The 22,400-nt window shown below is 69.1% G+C and carries 25 protein-coding genes; 24 read left to right on the forward strand and 1 reads right to left on the reverse strand.

The window, feature by feature from the left end; genetic code table 11:
• The first annotated feature begins 60 nt into the window (after positions 1 to 60).
• The 23 genes from NS4_RS01980 (at position 61) to NS4_RS02085 (ending at position 20,692) form a co-directional block, all read left to right on the forward strand.
• Complete coding sequence (locus tag NS4_RS01980; RefSeq protein ID WP_063057714.1) at positions 61 to 1,257, forward strand: homogentisate 1,2-dioxygenase; 1,197 nt, start codon at positions 61 to 63, stop codon at positions 1,255 to 1,257.
• On the forward strand, positions 1,254 to 2,117 hold the full coding sequence (locus NS4_RS01985) for a hypothetical protein (RefSeq protein ID WP_063057715.1): 864 nt from the start codon (positions 1,254 to 1,256) through the stop codon (positions 2,115 to 2,117). The genes NS4_RS01980 and NS4_RS01985 overlap by 4 nt, the downstream gene beginning before the upstream one ends.
• The gene (gene fahA / locus NS4_RS01990; RefSeq protein ID WP_063057716.1) at positions 2,114 to 3,298 is read left to right on the forward strand and encodes a fumarylacetoacetase; all 1,185 of its coding nucleotides are present in this window, start codon (positions 2,114 to 2,116) and stop codon (positions 3,296 to 3,298) included. Before NS4_RS01985 ends, fahA begins: the two co-directional genes overlap by 4 nt.
• Entirely contained in the window at positions 3,295 to 4,053 is a 759-nt protein-coding gene (locus tag NS4_RS01995; RefSeq protein WP_063057717.1) for a CoA transferase subunit A, read from the forward strand. The genes fahA and NS4_RS01995 overlap by 4 nt, the downstream gene beginning before the upstream one ends.
• Positions 4,050 to 4,712 (forward strand): 3-oxoacid CoA-transferase subunit B, encoded by a 663-nt coding sequence (locus tag NS4_RS02000; protein ID WP_063057718.1) that lies wholly within the window; start codon positions 4,050 to 4,052, stop codon positions 4,710 to 4,712. Before NS4_RS01995 ends, NS4_RS02000 begins: the two co-directional genes overlap by 4 nt.
• A 310-nt stretch (positions 4,713 to 5,022) precedes the next feature.
• Positions 5,023 to 5,391, forward strand: a complete 369-nt coding sequence (locus tag NS4_RS02005; protein WP_063057912.1) for a hydrogenase maturation nickel metallochaperone HypA/HybF — start codon at positions 5,023 to 5,025, stop codon at positions 5,389 to 5,391.
• A complete protein-coding gene (gene hypB / locus NS4_RS02010) occupies positions 5,355 to 6,230 on the forward strand; it encodes a hydrogenase nickel incorporation protein HypB (protein WP_063057719.1) in 876 nt (291 codons plus the stop codon). Before NS4_RS02005 ends, hypB begins: the two co-directional genes overlap by 37 nt.
• A gap of 81 nt (positions 6,231 to 6,311) precedes the next feature.
• On the forward strand, positions 6,312 to 7,367 hold the full coding sequence (locus tag NS4_RS02015; protein ID WP_063057720.1) for an NADH-quinone oxidoreductase subunit B family protein: 1,056 nt from the start codon (positions 6,312 to 6,314) through the stop codon (positions 7,365 to 7,367).
• Positions 7,368 to 7,380: 13 nt separating this feature from the next.
• A complete protein-coding gene (locus tag NS4_RS02020) occupies positions 7,381 to 9,177 on the forward strand; it encodes a nickel-dependent hydrogenase large subunit (protein WP_063057721.1) in 1,797 nt (598 codons plus the stop codon).
• 27 nt (positions 9,178 to 9,204) lie between these two features.
• Complete coding sequence (locus NS4_RS02025) at positions 9,205 to 10,119, forward strand: NifU family protein (RefSeq protein WP_063057722.1); 915 nt, start codon at positions 9,205 to 9,207, stop codon at positions 10,117 to 10,119.
• Positions 10,116 to 10,745, forward strand: coding sequence for a DUF5947 family protein (locus NS4_RS02030; protein ID WP_063057723.1), 630 nt, complete (start codon positions 10,116 to 10,118; stop codon positions 10,743 to 10,745). The genes NS4_RS02025 and NS4_RS02030 overlap by 4 nt, the downstream gene beginning before the upstream one ends.
• A complete protein-coding gene (locus NS4_RS02035; protein ID WP_063057724.1) occupies positions 10,742 to 11,389 on the forward strand; it encodes a DUF6084 family protein in 648 nt (215 codons plus the stop codon). Before NS4_RS02030 ends, NS4_RS02035 begins: the two co-directional genes overlap by 4 nt.
• On the forward strand, positions 11,386 to 12,786 hold the full coding sequence (locus NS4_RS02040) for a hypothetical protein (RefSeq protein WP_063057725.1): 1,401 nt from the start codon (positions 11,386 to 11,388) through the stop codon (positions 12,784 to 12,786). The genes NS4_RS02035 and NS4_RS02040 overlap by 4 nt, the downstream gene beginning before the upstream one ends.
• Positions 12,787 to 12,799: 13 nt before the next feature.
• On the forward strand, positions 12,800 to 12,919 hold the full coding sequence (locus tag NS4_RS33950; RefSeq protein WP_439955752.1) for a DUF6893 family small protein: 120 nt from the start codon (positions 12,800 to 12,802) through the stop codon (positions 12,917 to 12,919).
• A gap of 22 nt (positions 12,920 to 12,941) precedes the next feature.
• Positions 12,942 to 13,259, forward strand: a complete 318-nt coding sequence (locus NS4_RS02045; RefSeq protein WP_063057726.1) for a hypothetical protein — start codon at positions 12,942 to 12,944, stop codon at positions 13,257 to 13,259.
• Complete coding sequence (locus NS4_RS02050) at positions 13,219 to 13,737, forward strand: hydrogenase maturation protease (protein ID WP_063057727.1); 519 nt, start codon at positions 13,219 to 13,221, stop codon at positions 13,735 to 13,737. The genes NS4_RS02045 and NS4_RS02050 overlap by 41 nt, the downstream gene beginning before the upstream one ends.
• Positions 13,738 to 13,739: 2 nt before the next feature.
• On the forward strand, positions 13,740 to 13,982 hold the full coding sequence (locus tag NS4_RS02055; protein ID WP_063057728.1) for a HypC/HybG/HupF family hydrogenase formation chaperone: 243 nt from the start codon (positions 13,740 to 13,742) through the stop codon (positions 13,980 to 13,982).
• The gene (gene hypF / locus NS4_RS02060; RefSeq protein WP_084486533.1) at positions 13,979 to 16,249 is read left to right on the forward strand and encodes a carbamoyltransferase HypF; all 2,271 of its coding nucleotides are present in this window, start codon (positions 13,979 to 13,981) and stop codon (positions 16,247 to 16,249) included. The genes NS4_RS02055 and hypF overlap by 4 nt, the downstream gene beginning before the upstream one ends.
• A gap of 19 nt (positions 16,250 to 16,268) precedes the next feature.
• A complete protein-coding gene (locus NS4_RS02065) occupies positions 16,269 to 16,592 on the forward strand; it encodes a HypC/HybG/HupF family hydrogenase formation chaperone (protein ID WP_063057729.1) in 324 nt (107 codons plus the stop codon).
• Positions 16,589 to 17,701 carry a hydrogenase formation protein HypD gene (gene hypD, locus NS4_RS02070; protein WP_063057730.1) on the forward strand — a complete coding sequence of 371 codons (1,113 nt, stop codon included), beginning with the start codon at positions 16,589 to 16,591 and terminating at the stop codon, positions 17,699 to 17,701. The genes NS4_RS02065 and hypD overlap by 4 nt, the downstream gene beginning before the upstream one ends.
• Positions 17,694 to 18,773 (forward strand): hydrogenase expression/formation protein HypE, encoded by a 1,080-nt coding sequence (gene hypE / locus NS4_RS02075; protein WP_063057731.1) that lies wholly within the window; start codon positions 17,694 to 17,696, stop codon positions 18,771 to 18,773. The genes hypD and hypE overlap by 8 nt, the downstream gene beginning before the upstream one ends.
• Before the next feature lie 93 nt (positions 18,774 to 18,866).
• The gene (gene nicT / locus NS4_RS02080) at positions 18,867 to 19,928 is read left to right on the forward strand and encodes a Nickel transporter NicT (RefSeq protein WP_218020292.1); all 1,062 of its coding nucleotides are present in this window, start codon (positions 18,867 to 18,869) and stop codon (positions 19,926 to 19,928) included.
• Positions 19,925 to 20,692 (forward strand): DUF6390 family protein, encoded by a 768-nt coding sequence (locus NS4_RS02085; RefSeq protein WP_281218514.1) that lies wholly within the window; start codon positions 19,925 to 19,927, stop codon positions 20,690 to 20,692. Before nicT ends, NS4_RS02085 begins: the two co-directional genes overlap by 4 nt.
• Here NS4_RS02085 and NS4_RS02090 read toward each other — a convergent pair.
• Positions 20,662 to 21,999 carry an MFS transporter gene (locus tag NS4_RS02090; RefSeq protein ID WP_063057732.1) on the reverse strand — a complete coding sequence of 446 codons (1,338 nt, stop codon included), beginning with the start codon at positions 21,997 to 21,999 and terminating at the stop codon, positions 20,662 to 20,664. The two genes, NS4_RS02085 and NS4_RS02090, sit on opposite strands and share 31 nt — an antisense overlap.
• On the opposite strand from NS4_RS02090, the gene NS4_RS02095 reads away from it, so the two are divergent.
• Positions 21,993 to 22,394, forward strand: a complete 402-nt coding sequence (locus tag NS4_RS02095; RefSeq protein ID WP_245664987.1) for an ArsR/SmtB family transcription factor — start codon at positions 21,993 to 21,995, stop codon at positions 22,392 to 22,394. The two genes, NS4_RS02090 and NS4_RS02095, sit on opposite strands and share 7 nt — an antisense overlap.
• The last annotated feature ends 6 nt before the right edge of the window (positions 22,395 to 22,400 follow it).

Raw genomic sequence — 22,400 nt, forward strand, 5'->3', positions numbered from 1 at the left:
CGGCGGCACCGTGCGCCCACCTTTCCCAGATCCACATCCGTTTCCACGAGGAGGCAGGTCATGGCGTACTACCGCCAACTCGGCAAGGTTCCGCCGAAACGCCACACTCAGCACCGCGACGACAGCGGGCGGCTCTACTACGAGGAGCTGATGGGAGAGGAGGGTTTCTCCTCGGATTCGTCGCTGCTCTATCACCGCGGGATTCCGTCGGCGATCTCCGGAGCCGATGTGTGGGAGGTCCCCGACCAGACCACCACACCCAACCATCCGCTGAAGCCACGGCACTTGAAATTGCACACGCTGTTCCCGGCCGGGACCTGGTCGGATACCGATGTGGTCACCGGTCGCCGGTTGCTGCTCGGCAATTCCGATGTACGGATCTCGTATGTGGTCGCGGCGAAGGAGTCGCCGCTGTACCGCAACGCCCTCGGCGACGAGATCGTCTATGTCGAATCCGGTGCGGCGCGGGTGGAGACGGTGTTCGGCGCCCTGGAGGCCCGGCCGGGCGACTACGTCGTGATCCCGACCTCCACCACCCACCGCTGGATCCCGCAGGGTGACGAACCGCTGCGCGCGTACGCGATCGAGTCGAGCAGCCATATCGTGCCGCCCAAGCGGTACCTCTCGCGGTTCGGGCAGCTGCTGGAGAACGCGCCCTACTGCGAACGCGACCTGCACGGCCCCCAGGAGGTGCTGCTCGCGGAGGGCAGCGAGGTGGAGGTACTCGTCAAACACCGCACCTCCCGCGGCATCGTCGGCACCCGCATGGTGTACCCGCGGCATCCCTTCGATGTGGTCGGCTGGGACGGCTGCCTGTACCCGTACACCTTCAATATCGACGATTTCGAGCCGATCACCGGCCGGATCCATCAGCCGCCGCCGGTGCACCAGGCGTTCGAGGGCACCGGGTTCGTGGTGTGCAATTTCGTCCCGCGCAAGGTCGATTACCATCCGCTGGCCGTCCCGGTGCCCTACTACCACTCCAATGTCGACTCCGACGAGGTCATGTTCTACTGCGGCGGGAACTACGAGGCGCGCAAGGGTTCCGGTATCGGCCTCGGCTCGGTGTCGGTACATCCGGGCGGCCATGCGCACGGGCCGCAGCCCGGGGGTATGGAACGTTCGCTGGGACTGGAATCCGTCGAGGAGACCGCGGTCATGGTCGACACCTTCGCCCCGTTGGAACTGGGCGAGGGCGCGCTGGCGTGCGAGGACCCCGAGTACGCGTGGTCGTGGCTGGGGGAGGCGAGCGCGTGATCCCCACTCTCCTGCGTGGGCTGTGCGACGACGCGGCGCTCTTCCCACCGGGTAACGCGCCGCTGCCCGACGCGCTGACCGCGCACGCGCGCTATCGGGACAGTGATTTCGCCGCGCTCGTCGGACCGCTGATCTTCCCCATCCCGCGGCTCGCCGAACTGGCGGAACGGGCACCCGGCCCGTTGGCCGTGGTGTTCACCGCCCCGGAGGGACCCGGGACCGTGATTCCGGCGCTGGAACAGGCCGCCGCGCTCGACGGGCCGACCGTGACGGGCCTGGAGATCGCGGCCCCGGCGCAGCTGTCCGCGACGGAATTCTTCGCGGCGCTCGATTCGATCGCCGGCCCGGCCGCAGGCCTCGAGCTGTATGTCGAGGTACCGCGGGACGACCGGCGCCCGGCCTTCCTGGAGCGGCTCGCCGGCTCGCCCTACGCGGCGAAGTTCCGTACCGGCGGCATCGTGGCCGCGGCGTATCCGGACGAGCGGGAGCTCGCGGCGGCGCTGCGGTCGGCCGTCGCCGCCGGGATCCCGTTCAAGGCGACCGCCGGACTGCACCACGCCGTTCGCAATACCGATCCCACCACCGGATTCGAACAGCACGGCTTCCTCAATCTGCTGCTCGCGGCCCACCTGGCTCTCGCCGGCGCCGATACCGGCGCGCTCGAGGCAGTGCTGGCGAACCGGAACGGCGCCGCGATCGCCGCCGGGCTGGCCGCGCTGTCGGACGCCGAGGCGAAAGCCGCGCGGGGCGCGTTCCGCTCGTTCGGGACCTGCAGTATCCGCGACCCCCTCACCGAACTGGTGGATCTGGACCTGCTCCCGGCCGTACTGCGGCCCGTCTCCGAAAGATCAGCGTCATGACCGTCATCGATATCCCCGCCGATTCCCCGTTCGGTATCGACAATCTGCCCTACGGCGTTTTCTCCACTTCCGGTACCGCGCCGCGCGTCGGTGTCCGGGTCGCGGACACGGTGGTCGATCTGGCCGTCGCGCTGGGGGACGAGGTGTTCGCGCGCCCGTCGCTCAACGATTTCATGGCTCGCGGCCCCCGGCAGTGGGCCGCCGCCCGGACCCGGATCACCGAACTGGTCCGGGGCGAAGTGCCCGCGGACGCCGTGTTCGACCTCGCCGATGTCACCATGCATCTGCCCATCGAGGTCGCCGACTACGTGGATTTCTACGCCTCCGAACAGCACGCCACCAATCTGGGCAGGCTGTTCCGGCCCGATTCGGCGCCGCTGATGCCGAACTGGAAACACCTCCCGGTCGGCTACCACGGCCGGTCGAGCACCGTATTCGTATCCGGCACCGATATCGTCCGCCCCTGCGGGCAGCGCAGATCACCCGCCGAGGAGGTCCCGAGCTTCGGCCCGTCCCGGCGACTGGACATCGAGGCCGAGCTGGGTTTCGTCGTCGGGGTGCCCTCCGAGCCGGGCACCGTGATCACGCCGGACGAATTCGCCGAGCACGTCTTCGGCGCGGTGGTGGTCAACGACTGGTCCGCCCGCGATATCCAGGCCTGGGAGTACGTGCCGCTCGGTCCGTTCCTCGGGAAGAGTTTCGCGACCTCGATCTCACCGTGGGTGGTGCCGCTGGCCGCCCTGGAAGCGGCCCGGATCGACACGCCGGTCCAGGACCCCGAACCGCTGCCGTACCTGCGCGGTGAGCAGAAATGGGGCCTGGACATCGACCTCACCGTCGAATGGAACGGGCAGCTGGTCTCCCGGCCGCCCTATGCCCAGATGTACTGGTCGCCCGCGCAGATGCTCGCCCACACCACGATCAACGGGGCCGCGGCGCGCACCGGCGACCTGTTCGCCTCCGGCACGATCTCCGGTGACAACAGAGATCAGCGCGGCGCCTTCATCGAACTCACCTGGGGCGGCGCCGAACCGGTCGAGGTCAACGGACAGACCCGGACCTTCCTCGAGGACGGCGACGAGATCGCCATCGCGGCCACCGCCCCCGGGCCCGGGGGCGCCCGGATCGGTTTCGGTGAGGTGCGTGCCCGGATCCTGCCCGCCACGCAGGCCCACCGATGAGCGCGAAGGTGGCGGCGTCGGCCGCCGCGGCGGTCGCCGATATCGCCGACGGTGCGACGCTGGCGGTCGGCGGTTTCGGGCTCTGCGGTATCCCGGACGCGTTGATCGCCGCGATCGCCGCGGGACCGGCGACCGGTTTCGAGGTCTACTCGAACAACTGCGGGGTCGACGACTACGGTCTGGGGATCCTGCTCTCCGCCAAGCGGATCGCGCGGGTCACGGCGTCCTATGTGGGAGAGAACAAGGAATTCGCCCGGCAGTATCTCGCGGGCGAACTCGAGGTGGAACTGACACCCCAGGGCACGCTGGCCGAACGCCTGCGGGCCGGCGGCGCGGGCATCCCCGCGTTCTACACCCCGGCCGGGGTGGGGACGCCGATCAGCGAGGGCGGTCTGCCCTGGCGGTACCGGGCCGACGGCTCGGTGGCGGTGGCATCCCCGCCCAAAGAGGTGCGGGAATTCCACGGTAGGCGTTATGTCCTGGAAGAAGGGATCCTCGCCGATTTCGCGCTGGTGCACGCCGTCGTCGGCGATACCGAGGGCAATCTGGTGTTCGACAAGACCGCGATGAATTTCAATCCGCTCGCCGCGATGGCCGGGAAAGTGACCATCGCCCAGGTGGAACGACTCGTCGAACCCGGCGAGCTGGATCCTTCGCAGATCCATTTGCCCGGCGTATTCGTCCAGCGCGTCGTCTGTACCGGGCCGCAGGACAAACGGATCGAGAAGCGCACAGTCCAGGAGGCATCGGTATGAGTTGGACCCGGCAGCAGATGGCGCGACGGGCCGCCGCCGAAATGCGTCCCGGTGAATACGTCAACCTGGGCATCGGCCTGCCGACCCTGATCCCGAACTACCTCCCGCCAGAAGTGAAGGTCGTCCTGCACTCGGAGAACGGCATTCTCGGCACCGGCCCCTATCCCACCGCGGACGCGGTCGATCCCGACCTGATCAACGCGGGTAAGGAAACCGTGACGGTGAACGCCGGGGCGGCGTTCTTCGATTCGGCGCTGTCGTTCGGCATGATCCGCGGCGGGCACATCGATACCGCCGTCCTCGGCGGTATGCAGGTCTCGCGCACCGGTGACCTCGCGAACTGGATGGTGCCGGGCAAGATGGTCAAGGGGATGGGCGGGGCGATGGACCTGGTGCACGGCGCCCGCCGCGTCATCGTCGTCATGGAGCACACCGATCGCGCCGGCGGCGCCAAGATCGTCGAGAAGTGCACGCTGCCGTTGACGGGGCAGGGCGTGGTGCAGCGGATCATCACCGATCTCGCCGTCATCGATATCGAGGACGGCGGGCCGGTACTGCGCGAACTCGCCCCGGAGGTGGAGGTGGAGCAGGTGCGGGCGGCGACCGGCACCGAGCTGGCGGTGGGTCTCCTCGGCGCCGGCACGGGTGACGCGCGGTAACGGTCTTCGGTTCGGTTCACCGGGCGTGGACATCGGCGGTGCTGCCCGATCGTGCACTCGATGGGCCTCCGTCCGCTCGACCCGTCGACGCGGTAGCGCGGCGAGGAGCGGTGGCGTTGTGTGGGATTTCGTCGGCCATGCGCGGCGCGGAACCGGCGCTGCCGGTCGAATCGCATACTCGATCACTCCGGCTCGGCTCGGATGGCGGTGATCTACCTGCGTGAGTGCGACGATCGGGCCCGCCGCGGGGTGACTTCGGAGTGTGCGGCGGGAGTAGCATCCAGTTATCCCTCGACGAGTCGAGAGCATGATGCACGAACTCGCGATTGCGCAGAGTGTTGTCGACGCCGTGTGCGACCACGCGGCGGGGCGTGCGGTGTATCGCGTGACCGTCGATGTGGGTGTGCTGACCGCCGTGGTACCCGATGCGCTGCGATTCGCTTTCGATATCGCCGCCGAGGGCACCGTCGCGGACGGCGCGAGTCTGGATATCCGGTGCGTACCGGGTGCGGCGCACTGCCGTGACTGCGGTGCGGACTTCACCGTCACCGAGCTGCTCCCGCTGTGCCCGTGCGGAAGCGCGGATGTGGCGATAGGGGCGGGCCGGGAGCTGCGGATCCGCTCGATGGAAGTGAGCCGAGAATGTGCGCAACCTGCGGATGTGGAAACGACACGGTAGGCGTGATCACGGTCGGGCGCGACGGGCCGGCCGATCCCGGACACGAACACGGCCGGGACGGGCCGCCGCATACGCACGGTCCCGGCGACGAGCACGTACGCGGCGGCCAGGAGCACGTACACGACGGTGGGGCCCCGCACACCCACCCGCCGGCGACCGAGACGGTATCGCTCGAGCAGAAAGTGCTCGCGCGCAACGACCATCTGGCCCAGCACAACCGGGAGTGGCTGCGCGGGCGCGGCATCGTGGCCTTCAATATGACCAGTTCCCCGGGCGCGGGCAAGACCACGCTGCTCGAGCGGACGATCCGCGCGCTGCCCGCTACCCCGATCGCGGTGATCGAGGGGGATCAGGAGACGGTCCGCGATGCCGAGCGGATCGCGGCGACCGGCGCCCGGGCGGTGCAGGTCAATACGGGGGCCGGCTGTCATCTGGATGCGGAGATGACGCGCCGAGCGCTGCACGCGCTGGACCCCGGGCCCGGCACGCTGCTGTTCATCGAGAACGTCGGCAACCTCGTATGCCCCGCGTTGTTCGACCTCGGTGAGGCCCGCAAGGTCGTGCTGATCTCGGTGACCGAGGGGACGGACAAACCGCTGAAGTATCCGCATATGTTCGCGGCGGCCGGCCTGGTGCTCGTGAACAAGATCGACCTGTTGCCCTATGTCGATTTCGATCTCGCCGCCTGCACCGACTACGCGCGTGCGGTCAATCCGGGCCTCGAACTCCTCCCGGTCTCGGCCGCCACCGGCGAGGGGATCGAGCGCTGGTACGAATGGCTGGCGGAGCAGCGCCGGGCGGCCGCGACGAGCCTTGAGGGCGCAGGTCACCCCGTCTAGACTGTTGTGATCAGAGTCACAATCCGTGGTCTATGAGCCGGAACGGCCAGTCCCCGCTTCGACTCCGGAAGGTGGCAGCGTATGCCAACTCAGGAAGCGGTCCGAGCCGAAGAGACTTTGATCCACGTGCTCTGGATCAATGCCGGTCTCAGTTGCGACGGCGATTCGGTGGCGTTGACCGCCGCCACCCAGCCCAGTGTCGAGGAAATCGCCCTCGGCGCCCTCCCCGGTCTTCCGAAAGTCGCGGTGCACTGGCCGCTCATCGATTTCGAGTGCGGTCCCAATGGTGGCGCCGACGATTTCCTCGAATGGTTCTTCCGGGCAGACCGTGGCGAAATCGACCCGTTCGTGCTGGTCGTGGAGGGGTCGATACCGAACGAACAATTGCACGAGGAGGGGTACTGGTGCGGATTCGGCAACGATCCCGCCACCGGCCAGCCCCTGACGACCAGCGAATGGCTGGACCGTCTCGCCCCGAAGGCCACGGCCATCGTGGCGGCCGGCACCTGCGCGACCTACGGCGGCATCCACGCCATGGCCGGTAATCCGACCGGTGCCATGGGTGTGCCCGACTATCTCGGCTGGGACTGGAAGAGCAAGGCGGGAATCCCGATCGTCTGCGTGCCCGGCTGCCCCATCCAGCCGGACAATATGTCGGAGACGCTCACCTATCTGCTCTACATGGCCACCGGTCAAGCTCCGATGATCCCGCTCGACGACGCGCTGCGCCCCAAGTGGCTGTTCGGCGCGACCGTGCACGAGGGTTGCGATCGTGCGGGCTACTACGAAGAGGGTGATTTCGCCACCGAGTACGGTTCCCCGAAATGCATCGTGAAACTCGGGTGCTGGGGCCCGGTGGTCAAGTGCAATGTGCCCAAGCGCGGGTGGATCAACGGTGTGGGCGGCTGCCCGAACGTGGGCGGTATCTGCATCGGCTGCACCATGCCCGGCTTCCCCGACAAATTCATGCCTTTCATGGACGAGCCGCCCGGCGGGAAATTCTCCTCCGCCGCCTCGGGCCTTTACGGATCGGTGGTCCGCAGCCTCCGCGGCATCACCGGTCGTACCGTCGACAAAGAGCCACGCTGGCGGCACCGGGGCGAAAAGCTCGAGACCGGCGCGACCCGAACCTGGTAGGAGGGATCCGGCGATGACACAGATCATCCCCGAGCCGTCACATCGGACGATCGAACCGGACAGCCTCGTCGAGATGGCGTGGGATCCGATCACCCGCATCGTCGGCAGTCTCGGGATCTACACCAAAATCGATTTCGACAACAGCGAAGTCGTGGAGTGCCACAGCACCTCGTCGATATTCCGCGGCTACTCGGTGTTCATGCGCGGTAAGGACCCACGCGACGCCCATTTCATCACCAGCCGTATCTGCGGTATCTGCGGCGACAACCACGCGACCTGCTCCTGCTACTGCCAGAACATGGCCTACGGCGTGCAGCCGCCACATCTGGGCGAGTGGATCGTGAACCTCGGTGAGGCGGCCGAATACATGTTCGACCACAACATCTTCCAGGAGAACCTGGTCGGTGTGGACTTCTGCGAGAAGATGGTCGCCGAGACCAATCCCGGCGTGCTCGCGGTGGCCGAGCGGACCGACGCCCCGCACGCTCAGGCACACGGCTACCGCACGATCGCCGACATCATGCGGGCGCTGAACCCCTTCACCGGGGAGTTCTACCGGGAAGCCCTGCAGGTGAGCCGGTACACCCGCGAGATGTTCTGCCTGATGGAGGGCAGGCATGTGCACCCGTCGACGCTGTACCCGGGCGGGCCGGGCACCACGGCGACGGTCCAGCTGATGACCGACTACATGACCAGGCTGATGCGCTACGTCGAGTTCATGAAGAAGGTCGTGCCGATGCACGACGATCTGTTCGACTTCTTCTACGACGCGATACCCGGCTACGACAAGGTGGGTCTGCGGCGCACACTGCTGGGCTGCTGGGGCTCGTTCCAGGATCCCGAGTTCTGCAACTTCTCCTACGCGGATATGGAGGACTGGGGTCGCAAGATGTTCGTCACCCCGGGCGTGGTGGTCGACGGCAAGCTGCTCACGACCTCCCTGGTGGATATCAATCTGGGCCTGCGGATCCTGCTGGGCAGTTCGTACTACGAGGACTGGACCGACCAGGAGACGTTCGTGGCCACCGACCCGCTGGGAAACCCGGTGGACCGGCGGCACCCCTGGAACCAGCACACCAATCCCCGGCCGCAGAAACGCGACCTGGAGGACAAGTACAGCTGGGTCATGTCGCCGCGCTGGTTCGACGGCAGCGACCACCTGGCCCTGGACACCGGCGGCGGGCCGCTGGCACGGCTGTGGTCGACAGCGCTGGCCGAGCTGGTCGATATCGGATACGTGAAGTCCACCGGCCACAGCGTGCAGATCAACCTGCCCAAGACCGCGCTCGCGGGCCCGGTCACCCTGGAATGGAAGATCCCCGCGCACGGCAGCAACACCATCGAACGTGACCGCGCCCGGACCTACTTCCAGGCCTACGCCGCGGCCTGCGCGCTGCACTTCGCGGAGAAGGCGCTCGCGGAGATACGGGCCGGGCACACCAAGACCTGGGAGGAGTTCCAGGTGCCCGACGAGGGCATCGGTTGCGGCTTCACCGAGGCGGTGCGCGGTGTGCTCTCCCACCACATGGTGATCCGGGACGGGAAGATCGCGAATTACCACCCGTATCCGCCCACCCCGTGGAACGCCAGTCCGCGCGACAGCTACGGCACCCCGGGTCCGTACGAGGACGCGGTGCAGGGCCAGCCGATCTTCGAGGAGAACGACCGCGAGCACTTCAAGGGCATCGACATCATGCGCACCGTCCGCAGTTTCGATCCCTGCCTGCCGTGCGGTGTGCACATGTACCTCGGCAAGGGGCAGAGCCTGCGGAAACTGCATTCGCCGACGCAGACGGCCACACCGGAGTGAATCCGGTACCGGCGACGGGAGAGTGAGGTGAACGCGGCCCCGCACGAACCGGGCGACACAGCACCTGACGGGCAGCGCTGGCGCGCGGCGGGCGACCGGATCGACACGCTGCTGGAGGCCAGTTCGGCGGGCGGCGCTGTCGCCCGGGAACGGGCCGAGGAACTGGTCCGCGAGGTGGCCGGGTTGTACGGCGCGGGGTTGGCCCGTGTGGTCGAACTGCTGGACCCGGCATCGGTCGAACTCCTGGCGCGCGATGATCTGGTCGCGAGCCTGCTGCTCGTGCACGGCCTGCACCCGCACGATGTCGAAGCCAGGGTGCGGACCGCACTCGACAGTGTGCGGCCGTATCTCGGTTCGCACGGCGGTGATGTCACCCTGGTCGGCCTCGTCGACGGGGTGGTCCGGCTGGAGCTGACCGGCAGTTGCCGCAGCTGCCCGTCTTCGTCGGTGACCTTGGAACTGGCCGTGGAGGACGCGATCCGCACCGCCGCGCCGGAGATCGAGGCCATCGAAGTCGTGGCCGCGCAACCGGAACCGGCGGGCTTGATCTCCACCGACTCGCTGTTCTCCCGGGTGCGCGCCGACGACCGTGCGGTGGGCAGCTGGGTGGCGGTTCCCGAACTGGCCGAACTCGTAGCCGGCGAAGTGGGTGGATTCGCCGTCGCCGGCCATCCGGTGCTGGCCTGCCGGGTGGGTGAGCAGCTGTTCGCCTACCGGGATCACTGCCCGGCCTGCGGGCATTCGCTCGCGGGGGCCGCGCTGCACCGGCGAGCCGGGTACCCGGTCGGTGACGCGGTCCTGCGGTGTCCGACCTGTCGCGCGCATTTCGATGTCGTACGGGCCGGTGCGCGTCTCGACGGCGACGGTCACCTCGAACCGCTCCCGGTCCTCGTACGGTCCGGTGAACTGTCGGTGGCCGTGCCGGTGGGGGTGGGCGGGTGAACACGCCGTCGCGGGTACTCCGGCGGATCACCGCCGAACGCCCGCCCGCCCCGCGGGTGGGCGAGCGCTGCGAGATGTGCGCGGAGCCCATCGCCGCCGAACACCAGCACGTCGTGGATATCGAGGGCCGGCAGCTGATGTGTGTCTGCCGCGGGTGCTATCTGCTGTTCGTGGACCAGCAGGCGGCCCTGCGGTACCGGGCCGTGCCCGAACGCTATCTCGCCTTTCCCGGGTTCACGATCGGTCCGGCGGAGTGGGACGCATTGGAGATACCGGTGGGGCTGGCCTTCTTCTTCCACAACTCCGCGGAAGACCGGACCGTGGCGTTCTATCCCGGCCCGGCGGGCGCGACGGAATCGGAACTGCCGTTGGACCGGTGGAACGCGATCCTGCGGCGGCACCCGGAGCTGGATGTGCTCGCCGCCGATGTCGAGGCCCTGCTGATCCGCGTTCCCGACAACGATATCGACCGGGCTGCCTGCCTGCTCCTGCCGATCGACGCGTGCTACGAATTCGTCGGCCGGATGCGCCTGCTGTGGCGCGGTTTCGACGGCGGGCAGGATGTGCGTGAATACCTGGACGAATTCTTCGCGGCCGCCTCGGCCCGGGCCCGGGCCGCGCTATGAGCCCCGTGCACTCGACGACGTTCGCGGTGCTGGAGATCGCGCCGCAGCCCTACTCCGCCGCGCCGATTCTGTCCGCCCGGGTCGGCATCGCGTCGCTGGCCGACGATCCCGTCCACGCGATCGCCCTGCGTGCGCAGGTCCGCATCCAGCCGTCGCGCCGGCGGTACTCCGACGAAGAAGGCGCCGGGCTGACCGACCTGTTCGGTACCCGCGACCGCTGGCGGGATACCCAGCGGTCCTTCCTGTGGATGCACTGCGCCACCATGGTGCCCGGGTTCTCCGGCGGCGCCGAAGTGGATATGCCGATGCCGTGCACCTACGACTTCGAAGTGACCGGATCGAAATACCTGCACGCCCTGCGTGAGGGCTCGGTGCCGTTGCTCTTCCTGTTCAGCGGCACGGTGTTCATCAAGGGCAGCGGTGGGTTCGCGATCCAGCAGATCCCGTGGGACCGCGAGGACACCTTCGACATGCCGGTGTCGGTGTGGCAGGAGCTCATGGCCGCGCACTACCCCAACGCCGGCTGGGTCCGCCTGCACCGGGACACCCTCGACGAGCTGGCCGCCTACAAATCCGGCCACGGTCTGCTCGGATTCGACGATGCGGTGACCCGGCTGCTGGCGCTCGCCGAGGAGCGGCCGTGACCGCCGAACCGCTGGCCCGGGCCCGCGCCGTCGCCGACGCGGTGCTCTACGAGGGCTATCTGCTCTATCCCTACCGGGCGACCACGCGCAAGAACATGGCGCGCTGGCAGTTCGGCGTGCTGGGACCGCCGGGGGCGGCCGCGGCGGGATTCGGCGAGGAGTCGTCACTGTCGGCCGAGTTCCTGCTGGACCCCGCTACGGACCCGGTGCTGACGTGGACTGTCCGGTTCCTCCAGCTGCAGCGGCGGCAGGTGCTCGGCGGTGACGGCCGGCCGTGCGCGGAACTGTCCGCCGGTGCGCGCTTGTGGCTTTCTTGGGATGAAGCCGTCACCCAGGAAATCGTGGTCGGCCCGGCGGACGCGGAATCCCTCGTTCGCCCGCTGGCCGTCCCCGCGGGCTTCGATACCGAGGAGATCGCCGACGATGCGGGGCGGGTGGCCGGGACCCTGGTGCGGACCCGGCAATCGCTCGCCGGTGAATTCGCGGTCGCCGTCGAGCGCGCCGGCGGGTTCCTGCGGCTCACGGCGGAGGTCCGCAATGTGGGCGCCCCCGCGACCGGCAGCCAGGACGCCCTCGCGCGTTCGCTGATCGGCGCGCACGTCATCGGGCAGCTGCGCGGAGGGCAGTTCATCTCCGCACTGGATCCACCGGCGGCGGCCGCGCCGGCGGTCCGACGCTGCGCGTCGCACCGGTGCTTCCCGGTGCTCGCCGGCCCGCCCGGCGATCACAGCCTGCTGCTGATCTCGCCGATCATCCTCTACGACCATCCCGAGATCGCCGCGCAGAGCGCGGGGGAGCTGTTCGATTCCACCGAGATCGACGAGATCCTCACCCTGCGGGTGATGACGATGACCGACGAGGAGAAGGCGCAGGCACGGGCGACCGACCCGCGCGCAGCCGAGATCATCGACCGTTGCGATGCCCTGTCGCCGGAAGAGATGCGGCAGCTGCACGGCGTCTTACGGCAACCGGGTCCGGCACCGGATCACCGAGCCGCCGGCCGAGGTCACGACGGCGGCCGCGAGCAGGCGTCGGGGCGGGCGGCACGGACCGAACGGCCCCGTCCGGTCCCCGAGGTCCCGGACGGGATGAATTGGTGGGATCCGATGGCCGACCGGGCCGTCCGTCCGGACCGCGACGCGGTACCGGTGGCGGGTGTGCTGGTGCGCCGGGGCAGCCGGGTCCGGCTGCACCCCTCCCGGCGAGCCGACGCCCAGGACCTGTTCGTCGACGGGGCGCCCGCGCGTGTCGTCTCGGTGCACCAGGACGTGGACGGGGAGTCGCATGTCGGGGTCGTACTGGACGACGACCCCGCGGCCGAACTGCACGAATGGTTCGGCCGGTACCTCTATTTCGCGCCCGACGAACTGGAGCCGCTCGACGGCCCCGAGAAGTGAAAGGAAGTGCGTGATGCAGACGGTGGGAGTTGTCTCGACAGCGGTGGTGGCGGTATTGGCGGCAGCAGGTGTCTACCTCGGCCTGCGGTCGGTACCGGACCTCCGGAGATATCTGAAGATCCGGCATATGTAGCGGCGGATCGGAAGGAGACACGATGCAGGACCCGAGAGAAGAACCACAGCAGGTACGCGGCGAGCCGGGCTCGCGCGATACCGGTGCGGACACCGTGGCCGGCGGACCCACCGAACGCGAACCGGGCGATATCGGTCACGAGGAGATGACCTCCGCGCACGGCCAGGATGCCGAGCGGGAGGCCGAGTTCACCACGGAGCCGCCCGCCGGTGGCGAACCGGCCGTTCCGCCCTACGAGGAGCGCAAACCGACGGCCAACGAACCGGAGGAGACGGCGACCGGGACGGTCGACGACCAGGATGTCGGCGGGGCGACGACGCCGACCGACGGAAAGGGCTGAGCCGACGGATACCGTGCTGGTCGCCGGGATCGGCAATATCTTCCTCGGCGACGACGGTTTCGGACCCGAGGTGGTGCGGCGGCTGCCGGAGCACCCGGCAGCCGGTGTGCGGGTGGTGGACTACGGCATCCGCGGTATGCACCTGGCCTATGACCTGCTCGACCCGTGGGAGGCGCTGGTGCTGGTCGACGCCGTGCCCGATCGCGGAGCGCCCGGACGGATCGAAGTCGTACGGGCCGAGCCCGGTCACGCCGGGACCGCCGCACTGGATGCCCACGCGATGGATCCGGCGGCGGTGTTCGCCGGTGTCCGGGCGCTGGGTGGCACCATGCCCCCGACCGTGGTCGTCGGGTGCCAGGTCGAATCGGTGGACGAGGGCCTCGGGCTGTCCGCCCCGGTCGGTCACGCGGTGGAGGCGGCCGTCGCGACCGTGGGTCGCGTTGTCGCCGACCTGCTCCGCCCACATCAGGAGGTGTGACCATGTGCCTCGGTATTCCCGGCCGGGTCGTGGCGGTACCCGACGGCTATCACCGCCAGATCGCCGTGGTGGATGTATCCGGTGAACAGCGGCGGGTGAACATCGGTTTGCTTACCGACGATCCGGCGCGCCCGGGTGACTGGGTGGTCATCCATATGGGCTTCGCGGTCGAGAAGACCGATGCGGCCGGCGCGGCCGAGGCGATGGCGGGGTTGCGCCTGCTCGGCCGGGGTGAGCAGCCGTGACGGCCGACCGGGCGCGGCGCCGATTCGTGGTGCGCGGCGTGGTGCAGGGCGTCGGGTTCCGGCCGTTCGTCTACACCACCGCGGCGGAGCTGTCGCTGAGCGGCCGGGTGTCCAACGACAGCAGCGGAGTGTTCATCGAGACCGAGGGGAACCCCGCCGACCTCGCGGAGTTCGAACGTCGGCTACGAACCGCTCCGCCGCCGCTGGCCGTGGTGGAATCGATCGAGTGCCGGGAGCTGCCGGTCCGCGGCGGTACCGGATTCCGCATCGCCGGCACCACCGCCGGCGGCGGGCGTACGCTCGCTTCACCCGATATCGCGATCTGCGCGGCCTGTGCCGCGGAACTGCGTGATCCCGGCGACCGCCGCTATCGGCACCCCTTCGTCAACTGCACGAATTGCGGTCCGCGATTCACCATCATCGCGTCCCTGCCCTACGACCGGGCGCGGACCTCGATGGCCGATTTCCCGATGTGTGAGCGTTGTGCCCGGGAATACGACGATCCCGCCGATCGTCGTTTCCACGCCCAGCCCATCGCCTGCCCGGATTGCGGCCCTCGCCTGCACTACGCCGGGCCGATCGGTGGCGAACCGCTCACCGCCGCCCGGGCGCTGCTGCGCGCGGGCGGTATTCTCGCGGTGAAGGGCGTCGGCGGATATCACCTGGCCTGCGATGCGACGAACGAGACCGCCGTGGCCGAGTTGCGCCGCCGGAAACGCCGCGGCGCCAAACCTTTCGCGGTGATGGCGCCGGATCTCGCGGTCGCCCGTGGGATAGCCGGGCTCGACGACGTCTCCGCGGGACTGCTGACCGGGCCGCAGCGCCCTATTGTGCTGCTTCCGCGCGGGGCCCGGCAGGTCGCCGGATCCGTCGCGCCGGGTAACCCGGATCTCGGTGTGCTGCTGGCCTACACCCCGCTGCACATCCTGCTCTTCGGGCTCCCCGGCGATCCGGCCGGTCCCGATGTGCTGGTGATGACCTCCGGCAACCGCAGCAGCGAACCGATCTGCTATCACGACGCGGACGCCCGGGATCGCCTCGCCGGGCTGGCCGACGGATGGCTGTGGCACGACCGCCGGATCCTGGTGCCCTGCGACGATTCGGTGGTGCGCGTCGTCGACGGTGCCGAAACACCGGTGCGCCGGTCGCGTGGATACGCGCCGCTGCCGCTGGCGTTGCCCGTGCCGGTGGCACCGACGCTCGCGGTGGGGGCCGATCTGAAGAACGTCTGCGCGGTGGCCGACGGCCGATACGCCTGGTTGAGCCAGCACGTCGGCGATATGGACGATCTGGCGACGCTGCGGGCCTTCGACGCCACCGAACGGCACCTGCGGGAACTGACCGGTGTGTGCCCCACCCAGCTCGCGGCCGATACCCACCCGGCCTACCGATCCACGGAGTGGGCGCGTCGCGCCGCCGGCGACCGGCCGGTGCGCACGGTGCAGCACCACCACGCGCATATCGCCGCGGTGATGGGGGAGCACGGCCTCGGGCCGTCCGACACCGTGCTGGGAGTCGCGTTCGACGGCACCGGGTTCGGCCCCGATGGAGCGGTCTGGGGCGGTGAGTTCCTGGCCGCCGGGTACAAGGGCTACCGCCGGCTGGCGCATCTGAAATACGTGCCGCTGGCCGGTGGCGATACCAGCGTGCACCGGCCGTACCGGATGGCGCTGGCGCATCTGTGGGCGGCGGGTATCGAATGGCGGCCCGCGATCGCCTCGGTCCGCGCCTGCCCGGCGGCCGAACGTGCGGTGCTCGCCCACCAATTCGAGACCGGCCTGGGATGTGTGCCGACCTCGAGTATGGGCCGGTTGTTCGACGCGGTGGCCTCGCTGGCCGGAGTCCGCCACACCGTGGACTACGAGGCGCAGGCGGCCATCGAGCTCGAAGGTGTGTCCCGGCGCGGCGATACCGGCGGTGTCGAGTACCGGTTCGCGATCGAGACCGGCCGCGACCCGGTGTCGATCGATCCCGCCCCGGTGCTCGCGGCGGTGATCGCCGATACCGCGAACGCGGTACCGGCCGCGGTGATCGGTGCCCGGTTCCACGCCGCGCTCGCGCGGCTGGTGCTGGAGACGGCGCTGGCCCACCCGGGACCGGCCACGACCGTCGCCCTCTCGGGCGGTGTGTTCCAGAACGCGCTGCTGTTGTCGGCCACCCGGCGGCTGCTGCGGGCACACGGTTTCACCGTGCTCACCCACCACCGGCTGCCCCCCAACGACGGCGGTCTCGCGTTCGGTCAGGTGCTCGCGGTGGCCGCGGGCTGAGTGGAGAAGGAGGACGATCATGTGCCTGGCAGTTCCCGGAAAGGTACTCAGCCTCGAGGAGCGCGACGGCACGCTGATGTCGGTCGTCGATTTCGGCGGCGTGCACAAGGACGTATGCCTGCAGTACATCCCGGATGCCGCGATCGGCGATTACGTCGTCGTACATGTGGGATTCGCCATCAACCGGCTGGACGAGGAATCGGCACTGGCGACCCTGGCCGAATTCGAACACCTCGGTGTGCTGAACGAGGAGTTCGCCGACGGATTCGCCGTCGCGGCCGCGCAGGCGGGAGTGGAGAACCCGGAAGCGCCGCGGCAGCGAGACCCCGAGGAGGAGCCGTGAAATATCTCGACGAATTCAGTGACCCGCACTTGGCGAAGAAACTTCTCGACCGGATCCGAGCCACCACCGACCGCCGGTGGGCGATCATGGAAGTATGTGGCGGGCAGACACATTCGATCATCCGGCACGGAATCGACCAGTTGCTGCCGGACCGGATCGAGATGATCCACGGCCCCGGCTGCCCGGTGTGTGTCACCCCGCTGGAGGTCATCGACAAAGCCCTCGAGATCGCCGCCCGGCCCGGGGTGATCTTCTGCTCCTTCGGCGATATGTTGCGGGTTCCGGGCAGCGAGAAGGACCTCTTCCACGTCAAGAGCGAAGGCGGCGACGTCCGCGTGGTCTACTCGCCGCTGGACGCGCTCGAGCTGGCCAAGGCGAACCCGGACCGTCAGGTGGTCTTCTTCGGGATCGGCTTCGAGACCACCGCCCCGGCCAACGCGATGACCGTCTACCAGGCCCAGCGCCTCGGTATCGAGAACTTCTCCCTGCTGGTGTCGCATGTGCTGGTGCCGCCGGCGATCGCCGCCATCATGGAATCGCCGCAGTGCCGGGTGCAGGCGTTCCTGTTGGCCGGGCATGTGTGCACGGTGATGGGTACCCGGGAGTATCCCCCGCTGGCCCAGCGCTATCGGGCCCCCATGGTGGTCACCGGTTTCGAACCGCTGGATATCCTCGAGGGCATCCGTCGCACGGTGGCGCAGCTCGAGGCGGGCCGGCACGAGGTGGAGAACGCCTATCCGCGCGCGGTATCGGAGGCCGGGAATCCGGCGGCCAAGGCCATGCTCGACGATGTCTTCGAGGTCACCGACCGGGCCTGGCGGGGCATCGGCGTGATCCCGGACAGTGGGTGGCGGCTGTCGCCGCGCTACCGCGACTACGACGCCGAACACCGGTTCGCGGTAGACGATCTGCACGCGGCCGAATCGGCGATCTGCCGGTCCGGGGAGGTGCTGCAGGGTCTGATCAAACCCACCGAATGCGCCGCGTTCGGCACGCAGTGCACACCGCGCAACCCGCTGGGCGCCACCATGGTCTCCTCGGAGGGCGCGTGTGCCGCCTACTACCTGTACCGCCGGCTGGACCAGCCCGCGGAGGTGGCCCATGCGTGAGGATCCGAGGACCCCGGCGGTGACGATCGATGCCGATGCGTGGGTCTGCCCGATGCCGCTGCGCGACGCACCGAACATCGTGATGGGTCACGGCGGTGGCGGGGCCATGTCGGGTGAGCTGATCGAGCACCTCTTCCTTCCCGCCTTCGGTGCCGCCGCCGACGCCGGCCTGGGGGATTCCGCGGTCGTCACGGTCGGCGGCACCCGACTGGCCTTCTCCACCGATTCCTTCGTCGTGAAACCGCTGGTGTTCCCGGGTGGTTCGATCGGCGAGCTCGCGGTGAACGGCACCGTCAACGATCTGGCCATGGCCGGTGCGCGGCCGCTGGTGCTGTCCACCGCGTTCATTCTCGAAGAGGGCACCGCGCTGTCCGAGATCGCCCAGGTGGCCGAGGCGCTCGGCACCGCGGCGTCGGCGGCCGGTGTCTCGCTGGTGACCGGCGACACCAAGGTCGTGGACGCCGGGCACGGCGACGGCATCTTCGTCAACACCGCCGGTATCGGTGTCCTCGCCGACAGCGTCGATATCCGGCCCGAGCGCGCGGCCCCCGGCGATATCGTCATGGTCAGCGGTGAGATCGGGGTGCACGGTATCGCGGTGATGAGTTGCCGCGAAGGCCTGGAGTTCGGGACGACGGTGCTCAGCGATACCGCCCCGCTGGGCGGCCTGGTGGCCGCGATGCTGGAAACGGGAGCCGATCTGCACGTACTGCGCGACCCGACCCGCGGCGGAGTGGCCGCGACGCTGAACGAGATCGCCCGTGCCGCCGGGACGGGGATCTCGCTGGACGAGACGGCACTACCGGTACCGGCCGCGGTACGAGATGCCTGCGGGCTGCTCGGCCTGGACCCGATGTATGTCGCCAACGAGGGCAAATTGGTCGCTTTCGTACCGCCCGCGGACGCGGAGCGGGTACTGGCGGTGATGCGCGCCCATCCGCTCGGTGCGCATGCGGCGGTGATCGGCCGCTGTGTCGAAGAGCATCCGGGAATGGTGGTGGCGCGCACCGCGCTCGGCGGTACGCGGGTGGTCGACCTGCCCGCCGGTGAGCAGTTGCCACGGATCTGTTGACACGGCGGGTCCGCGGGGACCGCCGCCCGGAAGGAACGAGGTACACCGACGGTGCGGAAATCGGTGGCGGCCCTGCGAGCGGGATGGGCGGATCTGGACTCCGCGCAGCGCCGCGGCGTGGCCGGGATGATCCTCACGATCGTCGCCTTGCACCTCATCGGCTTCGCGACACTGCTGTTCCTGGTGGTCCCGGGTGGCTATCTCGTGGACGGCGCCGTCTTCGGCGCCGGTCTCGGAATCACTGCCTACACCTTGGGTATGCGGCACGCGTTCGACGCCGACCATATCGCCGCGATCGACAATACGACCCGCAAACTGGTGGCCGAGAACCAGCTACCGCTGTCGGTCGGTTTCTGGTTCTCCCTCGGGCATTCCACCATCGTGTTCGTGCTGGTCGCCCTGTTGGCGGCCGGCGTGAAGGCGCTCGCGGTCAATCTGCAGGACGACAATTCGCGGTTGCAGCAGTGGACGGGCGTCTTCGGTACGGGTGTGTCGGGTACCTTCCTCATCCTGATCGGGCTGCTGAACCTGGTGTCGCTGATCGGGATCTGGCGGGTGTTCCGCGGGATGCGCGGCGGTGCCTACGACGAAGCCGAACTCGAACGCCGGCTCGATGACCGCGGCGCACTGAACCGCGTCTTCGGTCCACTCATGCGCGCGGTGCGCCGGCCCTGGCAGATGTATCCGGTCGGGTTGCTGTTCGGACTCGGTTTCGACACCGTCACCGAGGTGGGTCTGCTCGTGATCGCCGGTGGCGCGGCGGCCACCGACCTGCCCTGGTACGCGATTCTCGTACTGCCCGTGCTGTTCTCGGCGGGTATGTCGCTGTTCGACGCCCTGGACGGGACATTCATGAACTTCGCCTACGGCTGGGCGTTCGCGGGCCCGGTCCGCAAGATCTACTACAACTTCGTGGTTACGGGCCTGTCGGTCGCGGTGGCCCTGTTGATCGGGGCGCAGGAGATCATTTCGATCCTGACCGAGAAGCTCGACCTCACCACCGGTCCGCTCGCCTGGATCGGTGCGCTCGATCTCGGCGCGATGGGATTCATCATCGTCGGGCTCTTCGTGCTGACCTGGGCTGCCGCCGCGGCCGTCTGGCGGTTCGGTGATGTCGAACAGCGGTGGCGGCGCGAAGTGCCGGTGGACCCGTGAGCACGCCCGCCGCCGCCCGGGGAACCGAGATGTTCGCCCGGTACGCCTACGCGCCCAACCGGCTCGGCTATTGCGGCCCGGCCGAGACGTCGGCCCTGCGCGGCGGCACCGCGGACCGGGTGCGGGCCGCGGCGCGCCATTTCACCGGGGCCTGGCCCTACCTGCGCGTGATGTCGCGTATGACCGGTATCGCCGATCCGCTGGATCATCGGCTCGTCGAGTCGTACTGGATCGGCGGCGGCGTCGGCGCGGGACTGGATCCGGAGGCCTTCGTCACCGAGCTACTCGCCGTGATCGGCCCGGCCGCCGGGCACTATTGGCAGTACCTCGCCGACGAATCGCTGGCCGGTGAGGCGGCGGCCAATCACTGCTTCCACGTCTTCGGCATCTACCCCTGGACCCGGTTGCTCGGTCGCGGCGGGGAACAGCCTATTCGCGTACTCGACTGCTGCCGGATCAGCTGGGCCACAGTGACGGCCAGGCACGGCGACGAACTGACGGTGCGGCGCCGCCGGCTGCGCTTCGACGCGGGCCGGTTGCTGCTGAGCGCGCCGGCGGCGCTGTCGGTGCCCGTGTGGGAGGACGGGTACTCCGCCGTGCCCGAGGCGGCGCCGGGGCAGCTGGTCGCCCTGCACTGGGACCGGCTGTGTGGCCTCCTGACTCCGGTACAGGCACGCACGCTCGCCGTGACGACCGCTCGGCAGCTGCGGGTCACCAACCGGAGACTGGCGGATCAGCCGACCGGCGTGGGCCACCGCCGATGATCGTCGTCGATGACGAAGGTGTGGGTGTGCCGGTAGCTGTTCGCGCCCACCGGTATCGCGTCGTGGACATGCCCGGGATCGGTCCGTCCGTCGTGGACGTGGCCGAGTGCGGCGGGATCGTACCGGGGCCAGTACCGCACCGCCGCGGCCAGACCGGCGCCGGCGACAAGGGCCAGTACGATCCAGGTGGTGGCGAACCCCGTCGAGGTGGCCAGCCGGCCCGCGAGCGGGTAGGTGATCAGCCAGCACAGATGCGACAGCGAGAACTGGGCGGCGAAGAGGGCGGGCCGGTCCTTCGGGTGTGCGGAGCGCCGCAGCACCCGCCCGGCGGGAGTGATCGCCAGCCCGGTACCGGCGCCGATGAGTGCCCAGACCGCGAGGGCGGCGGTCCGGCTGTCGGGCACATACCGCGCCATCGCGATCGCGATCGCGATGGCGAGAACGAGAGTCGCCGCCCCGGCGAGCACGATCGGGCGCTCACCGACCCGGTCCAGCACCCGGGGCAGCGCCAGGGCCGCGAGCATCGTGCCGAATCCGTTCGCCGCCAGCAGCACCGCGACATCGGCGGGCGAGCCGCCCAGCACATCGCGCACGTAGTTGACGGTATTGACCATCACCACCGACCCCACCGCGGCCACCACGAGGTTCACCCCGAGCAGCCCGCGTAGCCGCGGGGTCGCGGCGAAGATCCGCAGACCGGCGGCGGTCCGGTGCCATATCCCGGTCGCCGCGCGGCGGACCGGGTTCGGAATCGCCGTGCCGGCGACCAGTATCGCGGAGACGAGAAAGCCCAGGGCCGTACCGGCGAACAGCCGGTGGAAATCCAGCACGGTGAGCAACAACGCCGCCAGCACCGGGCTGAGCAGGCTCTCCATCGTCGCGGCGAGTTGTGACGCGGACAGCGCCCGAGTGTATTCGCGTTCGTCGGGCAGGATATCGGGCAGCGTGGCCTGGAAGGCCGGGGTGAACACGGCCGACGCCGTCTGCAGCACCGCGATCGACAAATAGACCTGCCATACCTCCTGCACGAATGGCAGGGTCAGTGTCGCGGCGACGCGCACGAGATCCAGTGCCACCAGCAACCCGCGTCGCGGCAACCGATCGGCGTAGGCCGCCGCCACGGGTGCGACGGTGACGTACACGGCCATCTTGATCGTCAGCGCGGTGCCGAGGACGAGGCCCGCGTCCTTCCCGGCCAATTGATAGGCGAGCAGTCCCAGCGCCACGGTGGCCAGACCGGTGCCGCACAGGGCCGATACCTGCGCCGCGAACAGGCGCCGGTAGGCGCGATGGGCGAACAGTGACAACCCTGGACTCCTCGATCCGTGCCGAGCGGGAAGAATACGTGCTCGTGTACGCACACGATTCTAGTAGTCATTGGTCCGAGCTCCCGCCCCCGGATCTCGTGGACGCGGCCTCGACGGCACTGCGCATGCTGTCCGATCCCACTCGGCTGCGGCTGCTGTGGCTACTGAGCGGCGACGACGAACTGGATGTGGGTTCGCTGGCGGCCCGGGTATCGCTGGCCCGGCCGGCGGTCTCGCAGCATCTGGCCAAGCTCGAACTGGCCGGACTGGTGGTCCGGCGGCGGGCCGGCCGGCGCATGCTCTACCGCACCCGCGGTGGCCACGTGCGCCGTCTCCTGGTCGAAACCTTGAACGCCGCCGAACACCGGGTGCGCGGCATACCGGACCACGACTGAGGTCCG

Source organism: Nocardia sienata NBRC 100364, assembly GCF_001613205.1.
Classification (GTDB): domain Bacteria; phylum Actinomycetota; class Actinomycetes; order Mycobacteriales; family Mycobacteriaceae; genus Nocardia; species Nocardia sienata.